The 16,507-nt window shown below is 73.6% G+C and carries 15 protein-coding genes; 8 read left to right on the top strand and 7 right to left on the bottom strand.

What is annotated here, in order from left to right:
* Positions 1 to 19 precede the first annotated feature (19 nt).
* From nirD to ACGF3I_RS25030, 3 genes are read right to left on the bottom strand one after another with little or no spacing between them, the layout of a single operon-like run.
* Entirely contained in the window at positions 20 to 349 is a 330-nt protein-coding gene (gene nirD, locus ACGF3I_RS25040; RefSeq protein ID WP_393135593.1) for a nitrite reductase small subunit NirD, read from the bottom strand.
* On the bottom strand, positions 346 to 2,877 hold the full coding sequence (gene nirB / locus ACGF3I_RS25035; RefSeq protein WP_393135592.1) for a nitrite reductase large subunit NirB: 2,532 nt from the start codon (positions 2,875 to 2,877) through the stop codon (positions 346 to 348). The genes nirD and nirB overlap by 4 nt, the downstream gene beginning before the upstream one ends.
* Positions 2,861 to 4,033 (bottom strand): NAD(P)/FAD-dependent oxidoreductase, encoded by a 1,173-nt coding sequence (locus ACGF3I_RS25030; protein WP_393135590.1) that lies wholly within the window; start codon positions 4,031 to 4,033, stop codon positions 2,861 to 2,863. The genes nirB and ACGF3I_RS25030 overlap by 17 nt, the downstream gene beginning before the upstream one ends.
* 400 nt (positions 4,034 to 4,433) lie before the next feature.
* Here ACGF3I_RS25030 and ACGF3I_RS25025 point away from each other — a divergent pair, with 400 nt between their 5' ends.
* From ACGF3I_RS25025 to ACGF3I_RS25000, 6 genes are all read left to right on the top strand, one after another.
* Positions 4,434 to 4,979 (top strand): hypothetical protein, encoded by a 546-nt coding sequence (locus ACGF3I_RS25025; RefSeq protein WP_393135588.1) that lies wholly within the window; start codon positions 4,434 to 4,436, stop codon positions 4,977 to 4,979.
* 25 nt (positions 4,980 to 5,004) lie between these two features.
* Complete coding sequence (locus tag ACGF3I_RS25020) at positions 5,005 to 6,312, top strand: sensor histidine kinase (protein WP_393135586.1); 1,308 nt, start codon at positions 5,005 to 5,007, stop codon at positions 6,310 to 6,312.
* A gap of 105 nt (positions 6,313 to 6,417) precedes the next feature.
* Positions 6,418 to 7,080, top strand: a complete 663-nt coding sequence (locus ACGF3I_RS25015) for a response regulator (RefSeq protein ID WP_393135584.1) — start codon at positions 6,418 to 6,420, stop codon at positions 7,078 to 7,080.
* A 95-nt stretch (positions 7,081 to 7,175) separates the two neighbouring features.
* Positions 7,176 to 8,726 carry a ferric reductase-like transmembrane domain-containing protein gene (locus tag ACGF3I_RS25010; protein ID WP_393135582.1) on the top strand — a complete coding sequence of 517 codons (1,551 nt, stop codon included), beginning with the start codon at positions 7,176 to 7,178 and terminating at the stop codon, positions 8,724 to 8,726.
* 109 nt (positions 8,727 to 8,835) lie between these two features.
* On the top strand, positions 8,836 to 9,027 hold the full coding sequence (locus ACGF3I_RS25005; protein WP_393135580.1) for a hypothetical protein: 192 nt from the start codon (positions 8,836 to 8,838) through the stop codon (positions 9,025 to 9,027).
* Between the two features lie 186 nt (positions 9,028 to 9,213).
* Positions 9,214 to 10,593 (top strand): DUF4157 domain-containing protein, encoded by a 1,380-nt coding sequence (locus tag ACGF3I_RS25000; protein WP_393135678.1) that lies wholly within the window; start codon positions 9,214 to 9,216, stop codon positions 10,591 to 10,593.
* A gap of 12 nt (positions 10,594 to 10,605) precedes the next feature.
* Here the strand turns inward: ACGF3I_RS25000 and ACGF3I_RS24995 are convergent, their stop codons facing one another.
* From ACGF3I_RS24995 to ACGF3I_RS24985, 3 genes are all read right to left on the bottom strand, one after another.
* Positions 10,606 to 11,286: a class F sortase gene (locus ACGF3I_RS24995; protein WP_393135676.1), complete on the bottom strand. Its 681-nt coding sequence runs from the start codon at positions 11,284 to 11,286 to the stop codon at positions 10,606 to 10,608.
* 45 nt (positions 11,287 to 11,331) lie between these two features.
* Positions 11,332 to 12,009, bottom strand: a complete 678-nt coding sequence (locus ACGF3I_RS24990; protein ID WP_393135578.1) for a hypothetical protein — start codon at positions 12,007 to 12,009, stop codon at positions 11,332 to 11,334.
* A gap of 167 nt (positions 12,010 to 12,176) precedes the next feature.
* Positions 12,177 to 12,965 carry an aminotransferase class IV gene (locus ACGF3I_RS24985; RefSeq protein WP_393135576.1) on the bottom strand — a complete coding sequence of 263 codons (789 nt, stop codon included), beginning with the start codon at positions 12,963 to 12,965 and terminating at the stop codon, positions 12,177 to 12,179.
* A 69-nt stretch (positions 12,966 to 13,034) separates the two neighbouring features.
* Between ACGF3I_RS24985 and ACGF3I_RS24980 the strand changes: the two genes are divergently transcribed.
* Together ACGF3I_RS24980 and ACGF3I_RS24975 are read left to right on the top strand one after the other, a co-directional pair.
* Positions 13,035 to 13,634 carry an NADPH-dependent FMN reductase gene (locus tag ACGF3I_RS24980; RefSeq protein WP_393135574.1) on the top strand — a complete coding sequence of 200 codons (600 nt, stop codon included), beginning with the start codon at positions 13,035 to 13,037 and terminating at the stop codon, positions 13,632 to 13,634.
* Between the two features lie 230 nt (positions 13,635 to 13,864).
* Entirely contained in the window at positions 13,865 to 14,323 is a 459-nt protein-coding gene (locus ACGF3I_RS24975) for a gamma-glutamylcyclotransferase family protein (protein WP_393135572.1), read from the top strand.
* Here the strand turns inward: ACGF3I_RS24975 and ACGF3I_RS24970 are convergent.
* Complete coding sequence (locus tag ACGF3I_RS24970; RefSeq protein WP_393135570.1) at positions 14,277 to 16,388, bottom strand: molybdopterin oxidoreductase family protein; 2,112 nt, start codon at positions 16,386 to 16,388, stop codon at positions 14,277 to 14,279. The two genes, ACGF3I_RS24975 and ACGF3I_RS24970, sit on opposite strands and share 47 nt — an antisense overlap.
* Between the last annotated feature and the right edge of the window lie 119 nt (positions 16,389 to 16,507).

The raw sequence follows: 16,507 nt of genomic DNA, 5'->3' as shown, positions 1-16,507 counted from the left end.
CCACGGCGCGGCCCGCACGTCACGCCGGTGAGGTCGGATACGTCCGCACGGCCTGCGCCTCGTCGTCGAGACAGGCCCCGGTCTCCAGGTCGAACCGGTGCTTCAGGAGCGGCGAGGCCACATAGGGGCGGCCCTGCGGCGTCGAGCCGAGCAGCCCGCGCGACAGGACGTACGCCCCGGTGAACGGGTCCCGGTTGTCGATCGCGTACGTACGCCCCTGCCGGTCGGTGAAGACCGCGGCCTGCCGGCCGTCCGGCAGGAGGGCGGCGACACCCCGCCCGGGCGTGAGGCGCGCGGTCTCGCAGACCGCGAACCAGCCTTCGTCCAGCTTGAGTTCGACCATGCTCATCGGGTGGCTCCCAGGGTGAGGAGGGGCAGTTCGGGCTTGATCTGGTCGCGCTCGGCGACGAACCGGACCGACGGGTCGGGCGCGCCGGGCGCGTTCACGAAGGACACGAAACGGGCGAGCCGCTCCGGATCGTCGAGGGTGTCGGCCCACTCGTCGCGGTACCCCGCCACATGCGCCGCCATCAGGGCCTCCAGCTCGGCACAGATGCCGAGCGAGTCGTCGACCACCACGTCCCTGACGTGGGCGAGGCCTCCCTCGATCCGCTCCAGCCACACCGAGGTGCGCTCCAGGCGGTCGGCGGTGCGGATGTAGAACATCAGGAATCTGTCGATCAGACGGACAAGTTCGTCATCCGTCAGATCCTGGGCCAGCAGATCGGCGTGGCGCGGGCTCGCACCGCCGTTGCCGCCGACGTACAGGTTCCAGCCGTTGGCCGTGGCGATCACGCCGAAGTCCTTCGACTGGGCCTCGGCGCACTCGCGGGCACAGCCCGAGACCGCCGACTTCAGCTTGTGCGGCGACCGCAGGCCCCGGTAGCGCAGCTCCAGATCGATCGCCATGCGCACCGAGTCCTGCACCCCGTAACGGCACCAGGTCTGCCCCACGCACGATTTCACCGTACGCAGCGATTTCCCGTACGCGTGCCCCGACTCGAAGCCCGCCGCCACCAACCGCGCCCAGATCACCGGCAGTTGGTCGACGCGCGCGCCGAAGAGGTCGATGCGCTGGCCTCCGGTGATCTTGGTGTAGAGCCCGAAGTCCCGCGCCACCTCGCCGATCACGATCAGCTTGTCGGGGGTGATCTCGCCGCCGGGGATGCGCGGCACGATCGAGTACGAGCCGTTGCGCTGGAGGTTGGCGAGGAAGTGGTCGTTGGTGTCCTGGAGGGCGGCCTGCTCGCCGTCCAGGATGTGCCCGTGGCCGAGCCCCGCCAGGATCGAGGCGACGGCGGGCTTGCACACCTCGCAGCCCTCGCCGCCCCGCGCCCCCTCCCGCCCGTGCCCGTCGAGCAGCTCGGTGAACGACTCGACGCGCAGCGCCAGCGCGATCTCGTACAGCTCCTTGCGGCTCTGCGCGAAGCAGTCGCACAGGCCGCCGTCGCCGGACTTCGGCAGCAGCGTCTCGATCGTCTTGACGCAACCCCCGCACCCCGTACCGGCCTTGGTGCACTTCTTGACCTCGGCCAGCGAGGCGCAGGCGGTGATCGCGCCCTTGGTGACGTTGTGGCAGGAGCAGACGACCGCGTCGTCGGGCAGCGCGTCGGGGCCGAGCACGGCGGGCGCGCCGAGTCCGGCGGGCAGCACCAGCTGCTCGGGCGCGACCGGCGGCACGTGCCCGGTGAGGGGGCGCAGCATGCCGTACGCGTCCGCGTCGCCGACCAGGACGCCGCCGAGCAGCACACCGTCCGGCGAGACGACCAGCTTCTTGTAGACACCGGAACGCGAGTCGGAGTAGACGACGTCGAGACAGCCCTCGGCGGCGCCGTGCGCGTCGCCGAAGGAGGCCACGTCGACGCCGAGCAGCTTCAGTTTGGTCGACAAGTCGGCACCGTTGAAGGTGCGTCGGGCGCTCGCGGCGATCGTGTCGGCCGCCGTCTCCGCCATGTCGTAGCCCGGCGCGACCAGACCGTAGACGCGGCCGTCCGCGGCGAGCGCGCACTCGCCGATCGCGAACACCGCGGGGTCACTGGTGCGGCACCGCTCGTCCACGACGATGCCGCCGCGCTCGCCGACCGCGAGTCCGCAGTCGCGGGCCAGCTGGTCGCGGGGGCGGACGCCGGCGGAGAACACCACGAGGTCGGTCGACAGATGTGAACCGTCAGAGAGTGTCATCCCGTTGACGCGTCCCTCCTCGTCGGCGGTGATCTCCTGCGTTCCGACGCCCGTGTGCACGGTCAGACCCATGTTCTCGATGGTGCGCAGCAGGGCCGCACCGCCGCCCTCGTCGACCTGTACCGGCATGAGCCGGGGCGCGAACTCCACGACGTGGGTGTTCAGCCGCAGCCCGTTGAGCGCGCCCGCCGCCTCCAGTCCGAGCAGTCCTCCGCCCACCACCGCGCCGGTCGTCGCGGTCTTCGCGTACGCCTCGATGGCCAGCAGGTCCTCGATCGTCCGGTAGACGAAGCAGCCGGGTAGGTCCTTGCCGGGCACCGGCGGCACGAAGGGGTAGGAACCGGTGGCGAACACGAGCGTGTCGTACGCGAAGGTGCGCCCCGAGCGCGCGGTGACGGTGCGCGCGGCCCGGTCCACCGACTCGGCGGGGTCGTCGACGTACAGCTCGATCCCGTGTTCCCGCAGGAAGCCGTCCGGAACGAGGCCGAGTTCATCGGGCGTCGTGCCCTGGAAGTACGAGGTGAGGTGGACCCGGTCGTAGGCGGGGCGCGGCTCCTCGCACAGCACGACCACGCGGGTCCTGCCGGTCGCGCCGCGTTCGGCGAGGGCTTCGAGGAAGCGCTGGCCGACCATGCCGTGGCCGACGACCACAAGGGTGGGAAGGTGTTCGGTGGACACGTCAGGAACCTCCGTCATGGGTGAGCAGGTGGAGCAGGGGCGCGTCGGGCAGGGGCTCGTCGCCCTCCCAGGTCCGCGCGAGCGTCCCGACCGCGCCGAGGTCGCCCAGGAGCACGCCTCCGACCAGGCGGTCACCGCGCACGACGACCTTGCGGTAGGCGCCGCGGGTGGCGTCCGTGAGGTGGGCGACGTCGTCGCCGGGGCGCGGGGTGGGTTCGCCGAACGCGGCGAGGTCGAGGGGGTGCGGGCCGCCCAGGGTGAGCCGGGTCAGGCCGCGGGTGCCGGTGTAGGCGCCGGATCTGCCGGCCAGCAACGCGCCGAGCACGTCGGCCTGTTCGAGCGCCGCTCCCGCCAGGCCGTACACGGTGCCGCGGTGTTCGGCGCAGTCGCCGACGGCGTGGATGCGGGGGTCGGAGGTGCGCAGCTCGTCGTCCACGACGACGCCCTGGCGCACGTCGAGCCCGGCGGCCAGCGCGAGCCCGGTCCGCGGGCGCACGCCGGTGGCCAGGACCACGAGGTCGGCGCCGAGGACGAATCCGTCGGCGAGCTCGACGTCGGTGCCGGCCGGCCCGGTCAGGCCGCGCACCCGGCACTCGGTGTGCACCTCGACGCCGAGGAGTTCGAGGTGGGCGCGCACCAACAGGGCCGATTCCGCGTCGAGTTGACGTTCCATGACCCGCTCGCCCTGCTGGGCGAGGACGACCTGGGCGCCGCGTTCGGCGAGCGCCCGCGCCGCCGTCACGCCCAGCAGGCCGCCGCCGATGACCACGGCGCGGGTGCCCTCGCGGGTCCGCTCGCTCAGCGCGAGGGCGTCGTCGAGGGTGCGGAAGGGGTGGACGCCGTCGGGAAGCCGCCCCTCGCGCAGGCCCCGCAGGGGCGGCAGCACCGGGTTCGAGCCGGTCGCGAGGACCAGGCGTCCGTACGGGACGGCGGTGCCGTCGTCGCAGTGCACCAGGCGGGCGGCCCGGTCGATCCGCACCGCGCGCACACCGCGCCGCACCGGAACCGGCGGCAGCGCGATCACCTCGGGCCCGTACCGTCCGGCGAGCACCTCGGCGAGGAGCACCCGGTTGTACGGGGCGTGCGGCTCCTCCCCGATGACGGTCACCGGGACATGCCGGGCCAGGCGGGCACCCGCCGTGCCGCCGCCGATCACCACGATGTCCGTACTCATGCGTTCAGGTTGGGGGGCGGCTGTTTCCCGAGAGGATCCCTGTTATTTCCGTGCGGGAACCTTGCGCTCAGCGGGGCGGGGGGCGGGGTGTGAGGGGGTGGGCCGGGAGGGGATGGGCCGGGAGTGGGGTGGGGTAAACCGAACCTCGGGGATCCGTGCTGGCACGATCGAAAAGGCGGGGCCGGGGCGGGAGCCTTGACGCATGGACCTCGCACAGCGACACACCGCATCGGCATCGGCATCGGCATCGGTGTCGGCATCCGCATCGGGCCCGGCATCCGCATCGGCGTCGGCGTCCGGGCCGGCATCGGCATCCGCGACCAGGCGGACTTCCGCGCCCGGGCGGGCATCGGACCAGCACGCCCGGCACCGGCGGCCGTTCCGCATCGGATGGCGGGACGTGCTCCGGGAGCCGCTGCGATCCGCGACCTGGCTGCGGCTCGCCTACCTCCTGCTCGCCCTGCCCGTGGGCATCGCGTGCGTCCCCATAGCCCTGGTCGGAGGCCCGGCCGGGCGCATACAGCGGGGGCTCGCCCGACGGCTGCTCGGGGTGGAAGTGGCGGAGCCCCGGCGCACCGGCCCGCTCGCCCTGGCCCATGCGGTGATCAGCCTGCCGCTGAATCTGATGGCGCTCGTGGTGTCGGGCTACCTCTGGACGGTCGTCGTCCTCAATCTCGCCTATCCGCTGCGGCCCGGCGGCGACCCGACCCAGGCCTGGGGCGGCCCCACCATGGCGGGCGCGTGGGCGGTGCACGGTCTGGGCGGAGGAATCCCGTTCCTGCTGCTCACCCCGTGGGTGATGCGGGGGTTCACGGCGCTCCAGGCCCGTCTGGTCAAGAGCTTCCTGGGCGGCCGGCGGACGGGGCTGCTGCGGGCGAGCGGGCCGGCGCTCGTGGTGGCCGCGTTCTGCGCGCTGCTGTCGATACCCGTGATCCACCAGCTCTGAGCCGCGCGCTCTAGGGTTGTCGCTCATGGACCGACCGCGCCACCCGCGCCTTCCGGGTTCCCTCACCTTCCCCTACCGACGGGACCGGCTCGGCACGATCGCACGGGCCGCGCTCCACGCGCTCATCGGGCTGCCGCTCGCGCTGACGGGCATGGTGCTGGTCGCCGGCGTCCTGCTCCTGGGGGCGGTGCTGTCCTGGACGACGCCGGGGCTCTGGCTCATCGCCGTCGCCGTCCGGCTGGCGCTGGCTCTCGGTGACCTTCAACGGGCGCTGGCCCGGCGGCTGTTGGGGCTGGAGATCGAGGCCCCGGAGGCGGTGGAGTCGAGCGGGGTGTTCGACTGGCGGCGTTCGGTGCTGGGGGGACGGGCCGGCTGGCGCGCGGTGGGCTGTGCCCTGTTGGCACCGCTGACCGCCCTGCTGCCCCTGGGCGCGGTGTACATCGGCTGGGTGAACGGGGTGCTGCTGACCCTGCATCCCCTGCTCAAGCGCTGGAACTACTTCACGATCCGGGAGCCCGACGGCTCCGTACGACAGGTGGGCCTGGAGGTGGGGGGTGTGGAGTTCGACAGCTGGCCGCGCCGGCTGGTGCCCCTGGCCCTCGGCCTGGTGCTCCTGTACGCGGCGCCGTGGCTGCTGCGGCACGCCCTGACCCCGCACCGGCTGCTGCTCGGCGCGCTGCTCGGCCCGGACCGTGCGGACCAGCGCATCCGCACCCTGGAGGAGACCCGCGCCCAGGCCGTGGACGACGCGGCGGCCACCTTGCGCCGCATCGAGCGCGACCTGCACGACGGGACCCAGGCCCGGCTGGTGGGCCTGGGCATGCACCTCACGATGATCCGCGAGCTGGTGGCGGGCGGGGCCGAGCAGGACAGGATCCTGAAGGTCGTCGAGACCGCGCAGGGCAACGCCAAGCAGGCCGTCGCCGATCTGCGCCACCTGGTCAAGGGCATCCATCCGCCCGTCCTCGACCAGGGCCTCGACACCGCGCTCGCCACGCTGGCGGCGGACAGTGCTCTGCCGGTGCGGGTGGAGTGCGGGATGGAGGGGAGGCCGAGTCCGGCGGTCGAGTCCATCGCGTACTTCTGTACGGCCGAGCTCCTGGCCAACGCGGCCAAGTACAGCGGGGCCACCCAGGTGAAGGTCACCGTGCACGGCGCGGCCAGGATCCTGCTGCTGACCGTCGCGGACAACGGGCGCGGGGGAGCGGTGGTCGGGGCGGGGAGCGGGCTGGCCGGGCTGCGGGCCCGGGTGCGTACCGTCGACGGGTCGCTGACCTGCAACAGCCCGCCCGGAGGGCCTACGGTGGTGAGCGTGGTGCTGCCGTACAAGTGAGCCCCGGCGGCTCCTCCGGCCCGGATCCCGGTTGCACCACGTCACCGGCTTCGCCGCGTTCAGCACGCTTACCACGTTCAACACCGAGAGCAGGGCGGGTCATTCATGCGGGTCGTCATCGCCGAGGACTCCTCGATCCTGCGCGACGGGCTCGTGCAGCTGCTGGAGATGCGGGGGGTTGAGGTGGCCGCCGCGGTCTCGGACGCCGAGGCACTGCTGGCCGCCGTGGCCGAACACCGGCCGGACGCGGCCGTGGTGGACATCCGGCTGCCGCCGACACAGACCGACGAAGGGCTGCGGGCGGCCGTGCAGATCCGGCGTACGGCGCCGGGCACTGGCGTGTTGATCTTCTCGCAGTACGTGGAGACGAAGTACGCGGCGCAGCTCGTCGGAGACGGCGGGGCGGGGGTCGGATACCTGTTGAAGGAACGCGTCGTGGACATCGGCGAGTTCGTGAACGCGCTGGAGCGCGTCGCGGCCGGCGGGACCGCGCTGGATCCGGAAGTGGTGGCCCAGCTGTTCGGGGCGAGCAGGCGGGCCGCCGCGCTCGACGCCCTCACTCCGCGCGAGCGCGAGGTGCTCGGTCTGATGGCGGAGGGCCGTACCAACCACGCCATCGCCGAGGGGTTCGGGGTGTCGGAGCGGGCGGTGGAGAAGCACATCGCGAACATCTTCACCAAGCTGGATCTGCCGCCGTCCGAGTCGGGCCACCGCCGGGTCCTCGCGGTGCTGCGGTATCTCGACCGGGCTGCGGGGAGTCCGGCTTAATCGGTGGTCAGCCCGTCCTCAAGGGGGCCTTAAGGATCCTGAATCCGGGTCTGACCAGGGCGTTTTGGCCGTCGGGCCGACCTAGGCTGCCGGACGTGACGATCGAGGCCACCGACCCGCGGCTCGCCGCGTACCCCGCCCTGTCCGCCTATCTCGCCCACCAGTCCCATCAGTCCGGCCCGGATCCTCAGTCCGGCTCCGCCTATGAACCCGGCCCGGCCCATCAGCCCGGCCCCGCGCATGAGCCCGGCCCTCACCCACAGCCCGGCGCCGCACCACAGCCCGGCCCCGCCCAACGGTCCGACCGGTTCAGCCCGACCCGGGGCGGGTCCGTGCCGGTTCTGCGGGTCGGGCCCCGGGCCCTGCGGGGGCAACTGGTCGCGGGGGCCGGGGTGGTGAGCCTGGTGTGGGGGTGTCAGGCGGAGCCGTCCGCGCGGCTGGACGCCCTGTTCGCGGCCGGGGCGCACCTGTCGGGGCTGCTCGCGGGCTACGGGGTGCTGGTGATGCTGCTGCTCATGGCGAGGGTCCCGGCCGTCGAGCACGGGGTCGGGGCGGACCGGCTGGCCCGGTGGCACGCGCTCGGCGGGCGCTACGTCCTGAGCCTGATCGGCGCGCATCTGGTGCTGGCCCTCTGCGCGTACGCCGCCTACACCGGGGGCGATCTGCTGAGTGCGGCCCGTCGGCTGCTGGGTTACGGGGGGATCCTGGCGGCGGCGCTCGGCACGGTGGCGTTCGGTGTCGCCGGGGTCACCTCGGTGCGGGCCGTCCGGGCGCGGACGTCGCGGGAGACCTGGCACGCCCTGCACTTCCTCACCTACCTCGGCGCGGCGCTCGCCTTCGCCCACCAGCTGGTGGGGCCCGATGTGGCCGGGAGTCCGCTGACCGTGTGGGTGTGGGCGATGCTGCACGCCACGGTGGCCGTGCTGATCGTCTGGTACCGGGCCGTCGTGCCCGTGCGGCAGGCGCTGCGCCATGGTCTGCGCGTCGTGGAGGTGCGCGACGAGAGTCCGGACGTGGTGTCGGTGGTGATGCGCGGTACCGGCCTCGACGCGCTGCGGGCCGAGCCCGGGCAGTTCCTGCGGTGGCGGTTCGTGCGGCGCAGGCTGTGGCACACCTCGCTGCCGTTCACGCTGTCCGCGCCGGTGCGGGACGACACCGTACGCATCACCGTCAAGGCGCTCGGGGTGCACAGCCGGCGGATCCGGCGCCTGCGGCCGGGGACCCGGGTGCTGGTCACCGGGCCGTTCGGCGCGATGACCGCGCACCGCCGCACCCGTCGCAAGGTGCTGCTGCTCGCGGGCGGGGTCGGCATCACGCCCATGCGGGTCCTGTTTGAGACACTGCCCGCGGCACCCGGTGATCTCACCCTGCTCTACCGGGCCGGCAACGCCGCCCAGTTGGTGCTGCGGGCGGAGCTGGAGGCCATCGCGGCGGCGCGCGGAGCCGCGCTGCACTATCTGCTCGGCCCGTCCGACGCGTCCTTCGACCCGCTCGCGCCGCAGGCCCTGCGCAACCTCGTGGCGGACCTGGCCGAGCACGACGTCTATCTGTGCGGGCCCGGCCCGATGGCGGACGCGGCGACCGCCTCGCTCGTCAAGGCGGGCGTGCCCCGCCGGCACATCCACAGCGAGCGGTTCAGTTTCTGACGGCCCGCGCCACCGACCACCGAGTACCGACCCCGAGCACCGACTTCCGAGCACCGAGCACCGTCCACCAAGCCCCCTCCCTCCGCCCCCCAGACCTCAGGAATCCCTCATGGCACGTCACCGCAAGTGCGCCACCCCCGTCCCTCTCGACCGTGCGCGGCGCCGGCTCGCCGCGGGGCTGGCCGCCGCCAGCGCCCTCGCGGCGACGTTCCTGGCCGTGGCCGTCACCCCGGCCGCGCCGCCCGCTCCCGACCGGGCGGCGCGGCCCGCCGAGGCGTGGCCGGGTCTCGCACCCCTGTGATCGCGTATGCGGGCCGGTCCTTTAGTGTCGTTGGGTGGCAGCGGTGTCCGCGAAATGGAGCCGCTGTCCTGGCACTTGAAAGGTGACCGTGTGACTTCCAGGCATTCCCACCCCGATGTGGCGCGCAAGACCGGCGAGCAGGAGCGCTCCGCCGCCCGTGGGGCGGCCGGTGCGGGGCGGGCGTCGATGCCCGCCACGGGACCGGCCGCCCTGCAGGGGCGTGCGGGCAACGCGGCCGTGGTGCAGCTGCTGCGTGCCTCCGGTCACTCCTGGGCCCAGGACGAGCACCAGCACTCCGCGGCGTGCGGACACCAGCAGGCCGAGCAGCCCGCGGTGCAGCGTTCGGCCGTGCACGACGTGCTGCGCACTGCGGGGCGCCCCCTGGACGAGGCCACCCGCAGCGACATGGAGGGCCGCCTCGGCGCGGACTTCTCCGATGTGCGCATCCACAACGACAGCGCCGCGAAGGCGTCGGCGGCCGAGGTCGGGGCCCGTGCGTACACCTCGGGCAGCCATGTCGTGATCGGTGACGGCGGGGCCGACCAGCACACCCTGGCCCATGAGTTGACGCACGTCATCCAGCAGCGTCAGGGTCCGGTCGCCGGGACGGACAACGGCGGCGGGCTCAAGGTCTCGGATCCCTCCGACCGGTTCGAGCGGGAGGCCGAGGCCAACGCGCACCGGGCGATGGCGGCTCCCGCCTCCGAGGTCGGGGTGCAGCGGCGCACGCAGGACGCCCCCTCGGTGCCGGGCGCGGATCTGGTGGTGCAGCGCGTCACCTACCCCGAGGACCCCGACCAGGTGCAGGACGTGCTGAAGCAGTCGTTCTGGGAGAGCCAGGTGCCCGGCGGCAAGAAGACGGTGGCGCAGGCCAAGAAGAACATCCGCAAGGAGCTGCCGCGCGGCAAGGTGCGTCCGCTGGGCGACATCGTCGGCGGCATCGCCAACCAGCTCCTCGCGCAGCTGGCCACGAAGTCACCGACGGCCGGAACGCTCAAGCTGTACCGGGGCATGAGCAGCGCGGAGGCCGACGCGGTCCTCGCCTGGGCCGGGGTGGCCGGCGCCGCGGAAACCCCGCGCACCCGTGCCGAGGACTGGATCCGGGACAACCCCAAGGGGAAGGCCGCGGAGTGGCACGAGTCGGGCAACCAGATCATCCCCGTGGGCACCCACCTCGGTGACCAGAAGCAGGCCCACAACTACGTGGCGGGCAACCCGGGGTACCGGATGCTGGAGTTCACCCTCAAGCCCGGTGCGTACGAGGAGCTCTTCGACCCCCAGTACGCGGCGCTGGCCCCCGCGGGTGACGCGCCGACCGCCATCAACAAGGCGATTCCCGGCCATGTCGCGGCCAACGCGAACGAGGGGACGCTCGGCGGCTACGTGGGCATCAAGTCCGAGGAGGAGGGCTACTTCAGCGTCAACCCGGGCAAGTCCAGCAAGCGGGGCGACGACTGGGTGCAGACCCCCGGGCACCTGCTGTTCCAGATGTTCCTGCAGGAGGTGCGGGAGGTCACCGGCGACTACGACGCCGCGAGCCTGACCTCCACGCGCATGCCCGGCTGACCCCGGGTCGGCTCACAGGGCGGTGGCCCCCGTCGTGCCCGGCGGGGGCTGGAGCACGGCGGTCAGATGGGCGAAGACGACGACGTTGCCGCGGTAGCCGGTCTCCTTCGAGAAGCCTCCGCCGCAGGTGATCAGGCGCAGCTCCGGCCGGGCCGCCGCCCCGTACACCTTGGCGTCGGGGAACGCGTCGTTGGCATAGACCTCGACGGCGTCCACGGTGAAGACCGCCGTGCGGCCGTCCTTGCGGGTGACCTCGACGGGGTTGCCCTTCTTCAGGGCGCCCAGCGCGTAGAAGACGGCGGGTCCGTGCGCGTCGTCGACATGGCCGGCCATCACGGCGGTGCCGCGGGCGCCGGGGGTGGTGCCGTCCTGGTACCAGCCGGCCTGGTCGGTGCTGCCCGGCGGCGGGACGTCCAGGCTGCGGTCGGGGCCGAGGCCGAGCCGCATCACCGGCGCGTCCACCCGGATCGCGGGGATGGTGACGCGTACGGGCTCGGACGGCAACAGCCCCTCGGCGGGCGGGAGTTGGGCCGGGCCGCGCGCCGCGGCGCCGGCCGGGGTGCCGGCCGTGCGGCCCGCGCGTTCGGGGGCCGCTCCGGCCGGGAACGCCTCGGCCGCCGAGGGCCGGGGCGGCTCGACACTCTCCACGCCCCGCTCGATCAGCCACAGCCCGGCGAACGCGGCGCTCACCATCAGCCAGGCCGCGTTGCGCCGTGCGGTCGAGGTCGGCAAGGGCGGTCAGCCCCGGCCCTGCGTGCCGCTCGCCCGGCGACGCAGCAGCCAGGTGCCGCCCACGGCGGCCGCGGTCAGTACCGCCGCGCCCGCCGCGGTCTTGGTGGTGTCGGGACCGACGCTGCCGCCCGTCCCGGTCTTGACGTGGCCGTGCGGGCCGGTGTCCTGCCGGTCCTTGTCCCAGCCCTTGTCATGGCCCCAGTCCTTGTCATGGCCCCAGTCCTTGTCGTGGCCCCAGTCCTTGCCGTGGTCCTGCCGCCCGCCCCACTCCCAGGACTTGTCCTTGTCCTTCTCCTTGCCCCACGCATCGCGCTCCCGGTCACCACCGGGCACCACGGTGAGCTGTGCCTCGACGGATCTGCCGTTGTCGCAGCTGACGCGGATGCGGAAGCTGCCGGGCTTGGTGGGGGAGGCGACCTTGAACTGTCCCGCGAGCACTTCCTTGTGCGTGGAGGCGGCCAGCGGGAAGTCGCCCGCGCCGACCGCGTCGGCATTCCCGGTGGCGTGCGCGGAGGGCCCGCAGGCGGTGGTGTTGGCGGTGACCGTGGCACCCGGCGCGACGCTGGAGGGCCACAGTTCCAGCGATCCGCCCGGCTGGCTGTTGGCGTACGCGAGCGGACCCGCTGGGCCGAGCACGGCGGCGGACGCCAGCAGGGCACCGGTCAGGAGTCGGGCTGTACGCATGGATCCTCCGGGGACGCGGCAACAGCTTTCGCCTACGAGCCAAGAGGTTGTGGGGCCCGGGCGCCCGCCGACGGGGGGCGAACGAGTGACGGCGTGCGGGCCGTACGGGTGAGGGCTCCAGGACGTAAACGGCCCGCCGGTGCCGCCCGGGCCCGCGACGCGCGGGATCACCCGGGGTGGATCACGTCCTGGGGCGCTTCCTCGAAGGCCCGCCACACCACCTTCATCAGTTCGGCGTCCACGGCGAACTCGTGCTCGTCGATCCGCCCGACGGGGGCGATGCCGCGTGAATTCGTGACGAAGGCCGCGCTGTAGGCGCCGAGGCCGGCCAGGGTGACCTCGCGGCGCACCACGGTCAGGCCGTAATCGCAGAGCCGGTCGTCGAGCACCGCTCGGGTGACGCCGAGCAGTGACGGCCGGTCGGGCCAGACCACCGCGGTGCCGTCCCAGAACGCGATGTTGGTGATGGCGCCCTCGGCCACGACACCGCCGGGCCCGGTGAGCAGCGCCTCGGTGAACCCCCGGCTCTCGGCGAGGTCGAGGTAGTAGCGCTGGGCGAAGCCGCCGAGGTGCTTGAGGTGGGCGACCGGACGCTCGTAGGGCACGGAGAGCAGCGCCTGCGCGGTGGACGGCATGTCCGCGGGCTCCCTCGCCACGACCATCACGGTGGGCGCCCCGTTCGGCCCGTACACATAGACCCGCACCGACACGTCGCGGTGGCCGCAGTGGTCCAGGACGCTCGCCACCAGGGCGCGCACCCGGGTGCCGTCCAGGCCGCACCCGAACAGTTCGCGGGTGGCGCCGTCCAGGCGCGCCAGGTGGTGGGCCAGACCGCGGACCCGTCCGTCGCGCACCTGCATCGCGGTGAAGTGGCCGTAGCCGCCGGTGAGGGCGGGGACGAGCAGGTTCTCGGCATCGGCGGGGCGGCCGTCGATCTCGACGTACGGAAGTGTCATGGCGCCCAAGATAGTTGCCGCCCCGGGGGGCTTGACCTGAAGTGCGCTTGAGGTTGAATTCTTCTCGGCATGGACATCACCACGGCCCAGCAGGCCGCTCTGAAGCTCACCGTCGTCATCGGCTCCAACCGCGAGGGCCGTTTCGCACCGGTCGTCGCCGACTGGTTCCTGGCCCGGGCCCGCGAGCACGACGGGTTCGACATCGAGGTGCTCGACCTCGCCGACACCGAACTGCCCACCTCCCTCTCCCGCGATCCCTCACCGGCCGTCGCGGCCCAACTGGCCGTGATCTCACCGAAGTTGGCGGACGCCGACGCTTTCGTCGTGATCACTCCCGAGTACAACCACTCCTTCCCCGCCCCGCTGAAGAACCTGATCGACTGGCACTTCGCGCAGTGGCAGGCCAAGCCCGTGGGCTTCGTCTCCTACGGCGGGATCTCCGGCGGTCTGCGGGCGGTGGAACAGCTGCGGCAGGTCTTCGCGGAACTGCACGCCGTCACCGTCCGGGACACGGTCAGCTTCCCGCTCGTGCACAGCCTCTTCGACGAGGAGGGCGAGCACCGCGAACCCTCGCAGGCGGACGCGGCGGTCAAGAAGATGCTCGACCAGGTGGCGTGGTGGGCGCAGGCCCTGCGGGACGCGAAGGAGGTCCGGCCGTACGCGGGCTGATCCGGGCCCGTGGCCGCGGCGGGCCGCGGCAGGCCCGGCGCGTCCCCGACACTGGAGGTCGACCCCCCCCGATCCGCGCCGGCGGGCGACCGCCGCGCGGATCCTTCGCCGAAGGAGGCGGCCGTGACAGCGGACGGCACACCGACCGCGCGCAGCGCGACCGACAGCGCGACCGACAGCGCGGACGGCCCCGGCCGCCCGTCGTGGAGCACCGCCGGGGCGGTTTTCCGGTGAGGCCCGCCGGCGAGGGCCCGCTGCCCTTCTTCGTGTACGGGACGCTGCGCCCGGGCGAGCGCTACCACCGGCGCCTCCTGCACGGCCGCACGGTCGGCGAACGCCCCGCGCTGCTGCCCGGCGCCGTCCTCTACGACGGCCCCGGCTATCCGTACGCCGTCGCCGGGGACGGCACCGTCACCGGCACCCTGATCGAGCTCGCCCCCGCCGACCACCCCCAACTCCTGCTGGCGCTGGACGAGTTGGAGGAGTACCTGGGGCCCGCCCACCCCCGCAACCTGTACGACCGGCTGGTGCGCGAGGCGGTCGTGGACGGGCGGGCCGTGCGGTCCTGGGTCTATCTGGCCGCGCCGCGCCTGGCCCGGGAGCTCCGGGCGGGTGGCGCCCGCATCACCGGCGGCGACTGGCTCAGCCGTCCGGCGCGGCCCGCTCCACCCGTACCGCGCACGCCTTGAAGCCGGGCATCTTCGAGACGGGGTCGAGCACCGGGTTCGTCACATTGTTGGCCCGGCCCTCGCCCGGCCAGTGGAACGGCATGAACACGGTGTCCGAGCGGATCGCGGCGCTCACCCGGGCCGGTGCGGTGGCCCGCCCGCGCCGCGAGACCACCGTCACCGCCTCTCCCTCTGCCACCCCGATCCGGGCGGCGAGCCGGGGGTGCAGCTCCACGTACGGGCCGGGCGCGGCGGCGTCGAGCGCGGGCACCCGGCGGGTCTGCGCGCCCGACTGGTACTGGGCGAGCACCCGGCCCGTGGTGAGCACCACCGGATACTCGGCGTCGGTCTCCTCCTGCGGCGCCCGGTGGCCGACCTCCACGAACCGGGCCCGTCCGTCCGCCGTCGCGAACCGGTCGAGGAAGAGCCGCGGCGTTCCCGGGTGCCCCTCGGCCGGGCACGGCCAGAACACGCCGTCCTCGGCCTCGATCCGGGCATAGCTGATGCCCGAGTAGTCGGCCGCGCCGCCCGCCGAGGCGAGCCGCAGCTCGGCGAACACCTCCTCGGGATCGACCGGGAACTTCTTGGCGGTGGCCTCGCAACCGAGCCGCTCCGCAAGGGAGTTGAGGACGGCCAGGTCGCTGCGCACCCCGGCGGGCGGGGGGACGGCGGCCCGCCGCAGCAGCACCCGGCCCTCCAGGTTGGTCAACGTGCCGGTCTCCTCCGCCCACTGCGTCACCGGCAGCACCACGTCCGCGAGTTCGGCGGTCTCCGAGCGCACCACGTCCGCGACGACGAGGAAGTCCAGGGCGCGGATCCTGCTCTCCACGTGGGCCGCGCGCGGCGCCGAGACGACCGGGTTCGACCCCATCACGAGCAGGGCCCGCACCTCGCCGCCCAGCGCGTCGAGCAGCTCGTACGCGCTGCGTCCCGGACCGGGCAGCGCGTCGGCGTCCACCCCCCACACCCCGGCCACATGGGCGCGTGCGGCGGGGTCGGTCAGCTTGCGGTAGCCGGGCAACTGGTCGGCCTTCTGGCCGTGTTCGCGACCGCCCTGGCCGTTGCCCTGCCCGGTGAGGCAGCCGTAGCCGGACAGCGGGCGGCCCGCGCGGCCCGTCGCGAGACAGAAGTTGATCCACGCGCCGACCGTGTCCGTGCCCGAGGCATGCTGTTCGGAGCCGCGCGCGGTGAGCACCATGCCGTCCGGCGCGCCGCAGAACATCTCGACGGCGGCCCGCAGTTGGGGCACGGGGACGCCCGTGATGCGCTCCACCAGCTCCGGCCAGTGCGCCATCACCGCCGCCCGCGCCGCCTCCCACCCGGTCGTCCGCTCCCGGATGAACGCCTCGTCCGCGTGCCCCCGCGCCACCGCAAGGTGCAGCAGTCCCAGCGCCAGCGCCAGGTCGGTGCCCGGGCGGGGCGCCAGGTGCAGGTCGGCCTCCTCGGCCGTCCTGGTGCGGCGCGGGTCGACGACGATCAACCTGCCGCCGTTCGCGCGCAGTTCCCTCAGGTGACGCAGGGCGGGCGGCATCGTCTCGGCGAGGTTCGAGCCCGCCAGGATCACACAGCCGGTGCGGGCCACGTCGGCCAGCGGGAACGGCAGGCCGCGGTCGAGGCCGAACGCCCGCTGGTGGGCGGCGGCCGCCGAGGACATGCAGAACCGTCCGTTGTAGTCGATCTGCGAGGTGCCGAGCACGGTCCGCGCGAACTTCCCGAGCGCGTACGCCTTCTCGTTGGTGAGGCCTCCGCCGCCGAACACCCCGACCGCGTCGGCCCCGTGTTCCCGGCGTACGGAGCCGAGGCGCTCGGCGACCAGCGCCAACGCCTCGTCCCAGTCCGCCGGTTCGAGGCCGCCGTGGGCGCGGCGCACCAGCGGCCGGGTCAGCCGCAGCGCGCGGGCCAGCAGGGCGGGCGCGGTGCTGCCCTTGCCGCACAGGGCGCCCCGGTTGACGGGGAAGTCCCGCGCGACGACGTCGAGCCCGCCGTCCGCGCCGTCCGCGACCCGCAGCCCCATGCCGCACTGGAGCGAGCAGTACGGGCAGTGCGTGGGGGTGACCGGGGCGGGCGCGGCTGCGTGGAGGGACATGCCCTCCAGGCTGCGCCCGGCGTGTTACACCCGGGCCCGCCCGCGGGTTACACGGGCGGGACCAACGGCTCAGCGCCGGGTGCGGGCGGTGGTGAGGCGGGTGGGGGCCCGGTCCCACC

This window comes from Streptomyces sp. NPDC048111 (genome assembly GCF_043202815.1).
Taxonomy (GTDB): domain Bacteria; phylum Actinomycetota; class Actinomycetes; order Streptomycetales; family Streptomycetaceae; genus Streptomyces.
The sequence above is the reverse complement of the archived record's forward strand: the minus strand, read 5'-3'. Positions and strand labels throughout refer to the sequence as shown.

Excerpts from the sequence above, each read along its gene's own strand:
- nirD (WP_393135593.1), bottom strand. The coding sequence starts at position 349 with ATGAGCATGGTCGAACTCAAGCTGGACGAAGGCTGGTTCGCGGTCTGC.
- nirB (WP_393135592.1), bottom strand. The coding sequence starts at position 2,877 with ATGACGGAGGTTCCTGACGTGTCCACCGAACACCTTCCCACCCTTGTG.
- ACGF3I_RS25030 (WP_393135590.1), bottom strand. The coding sequence starts at position 4,033 with ATGAGTACGGACATCGTGGTGATCGGCGGCGGCACGGCGGGTGCCCGC.
- ACGF3I_RS25020 (WP_393135586.1), top strand. The coding sequence starts at position 5,005 with ATGGACCGACCGCGCCACCCGCGCCTTCCGGGTTCCCTCACCTTCCCC.
- ACGF3I_RS25015 (WP_393135584.1), top strand. The coding sequence starts at position 6,418 with ATGCGGGTCGTCATCGCCGAGGACTCCTCGATCCTGCGCGACGGGCTC.
- ACGF3I_RS25005 (WP_393135580.1), top strand. The coding sequence starts at position 8,836 with ATGGCACGTCACCGCAAGTGCGCCACCCCCGTCCCTCTCGACCGTGCG.
- ACGF3I_RS25000 (WP_393135678.1), top strand. The coding sequence starts at position 9,214 with ATGCCCGCCACGGGACCGGCCGCCCTGCAGGGGCGTGCGGGCAACGCG.
- ACGF3I_RS24995 (WP_393135676.1), bottom strand. The coding sequence starts at position 11,286 with ATGGTGAGCGCCGCGTTCGCCGGGCTGTGGCTGATCGAGCGGGGCGTG.
- ACGF3I_RS24990 (WP_393135578.1), bottom strand. The coding sequence starts at position 12,009 with ATGCGTACAGCCCGACTCCTGACCGGTGCCCTGCTGGCGTCCGCCGCC.
- ACGF3I_RS24985 (WP_393135576.1), bottom strand. The coding sequence starts at position 12,965 with ATGACACTTCCGTACGTCGAGATCGACGGCCGCCCCGCCGATGCCGAG.
- ACGF3I_RS24980 (WP_393135574.1), top strand. The coding sequence starts at position 13,035 with ATGGACATCACCACGGCCCAGCAGGCCGCTCTGAAGCTCACCGTCGTC.
- ACGF3I_RS24970 (WP_393135570.1), bottom strand. The coding sequence starts at position 16,388 with ATGTCCCTCCACGCAGCCGCGCCCGCCCCGGTCACCCCCACGCACTGC.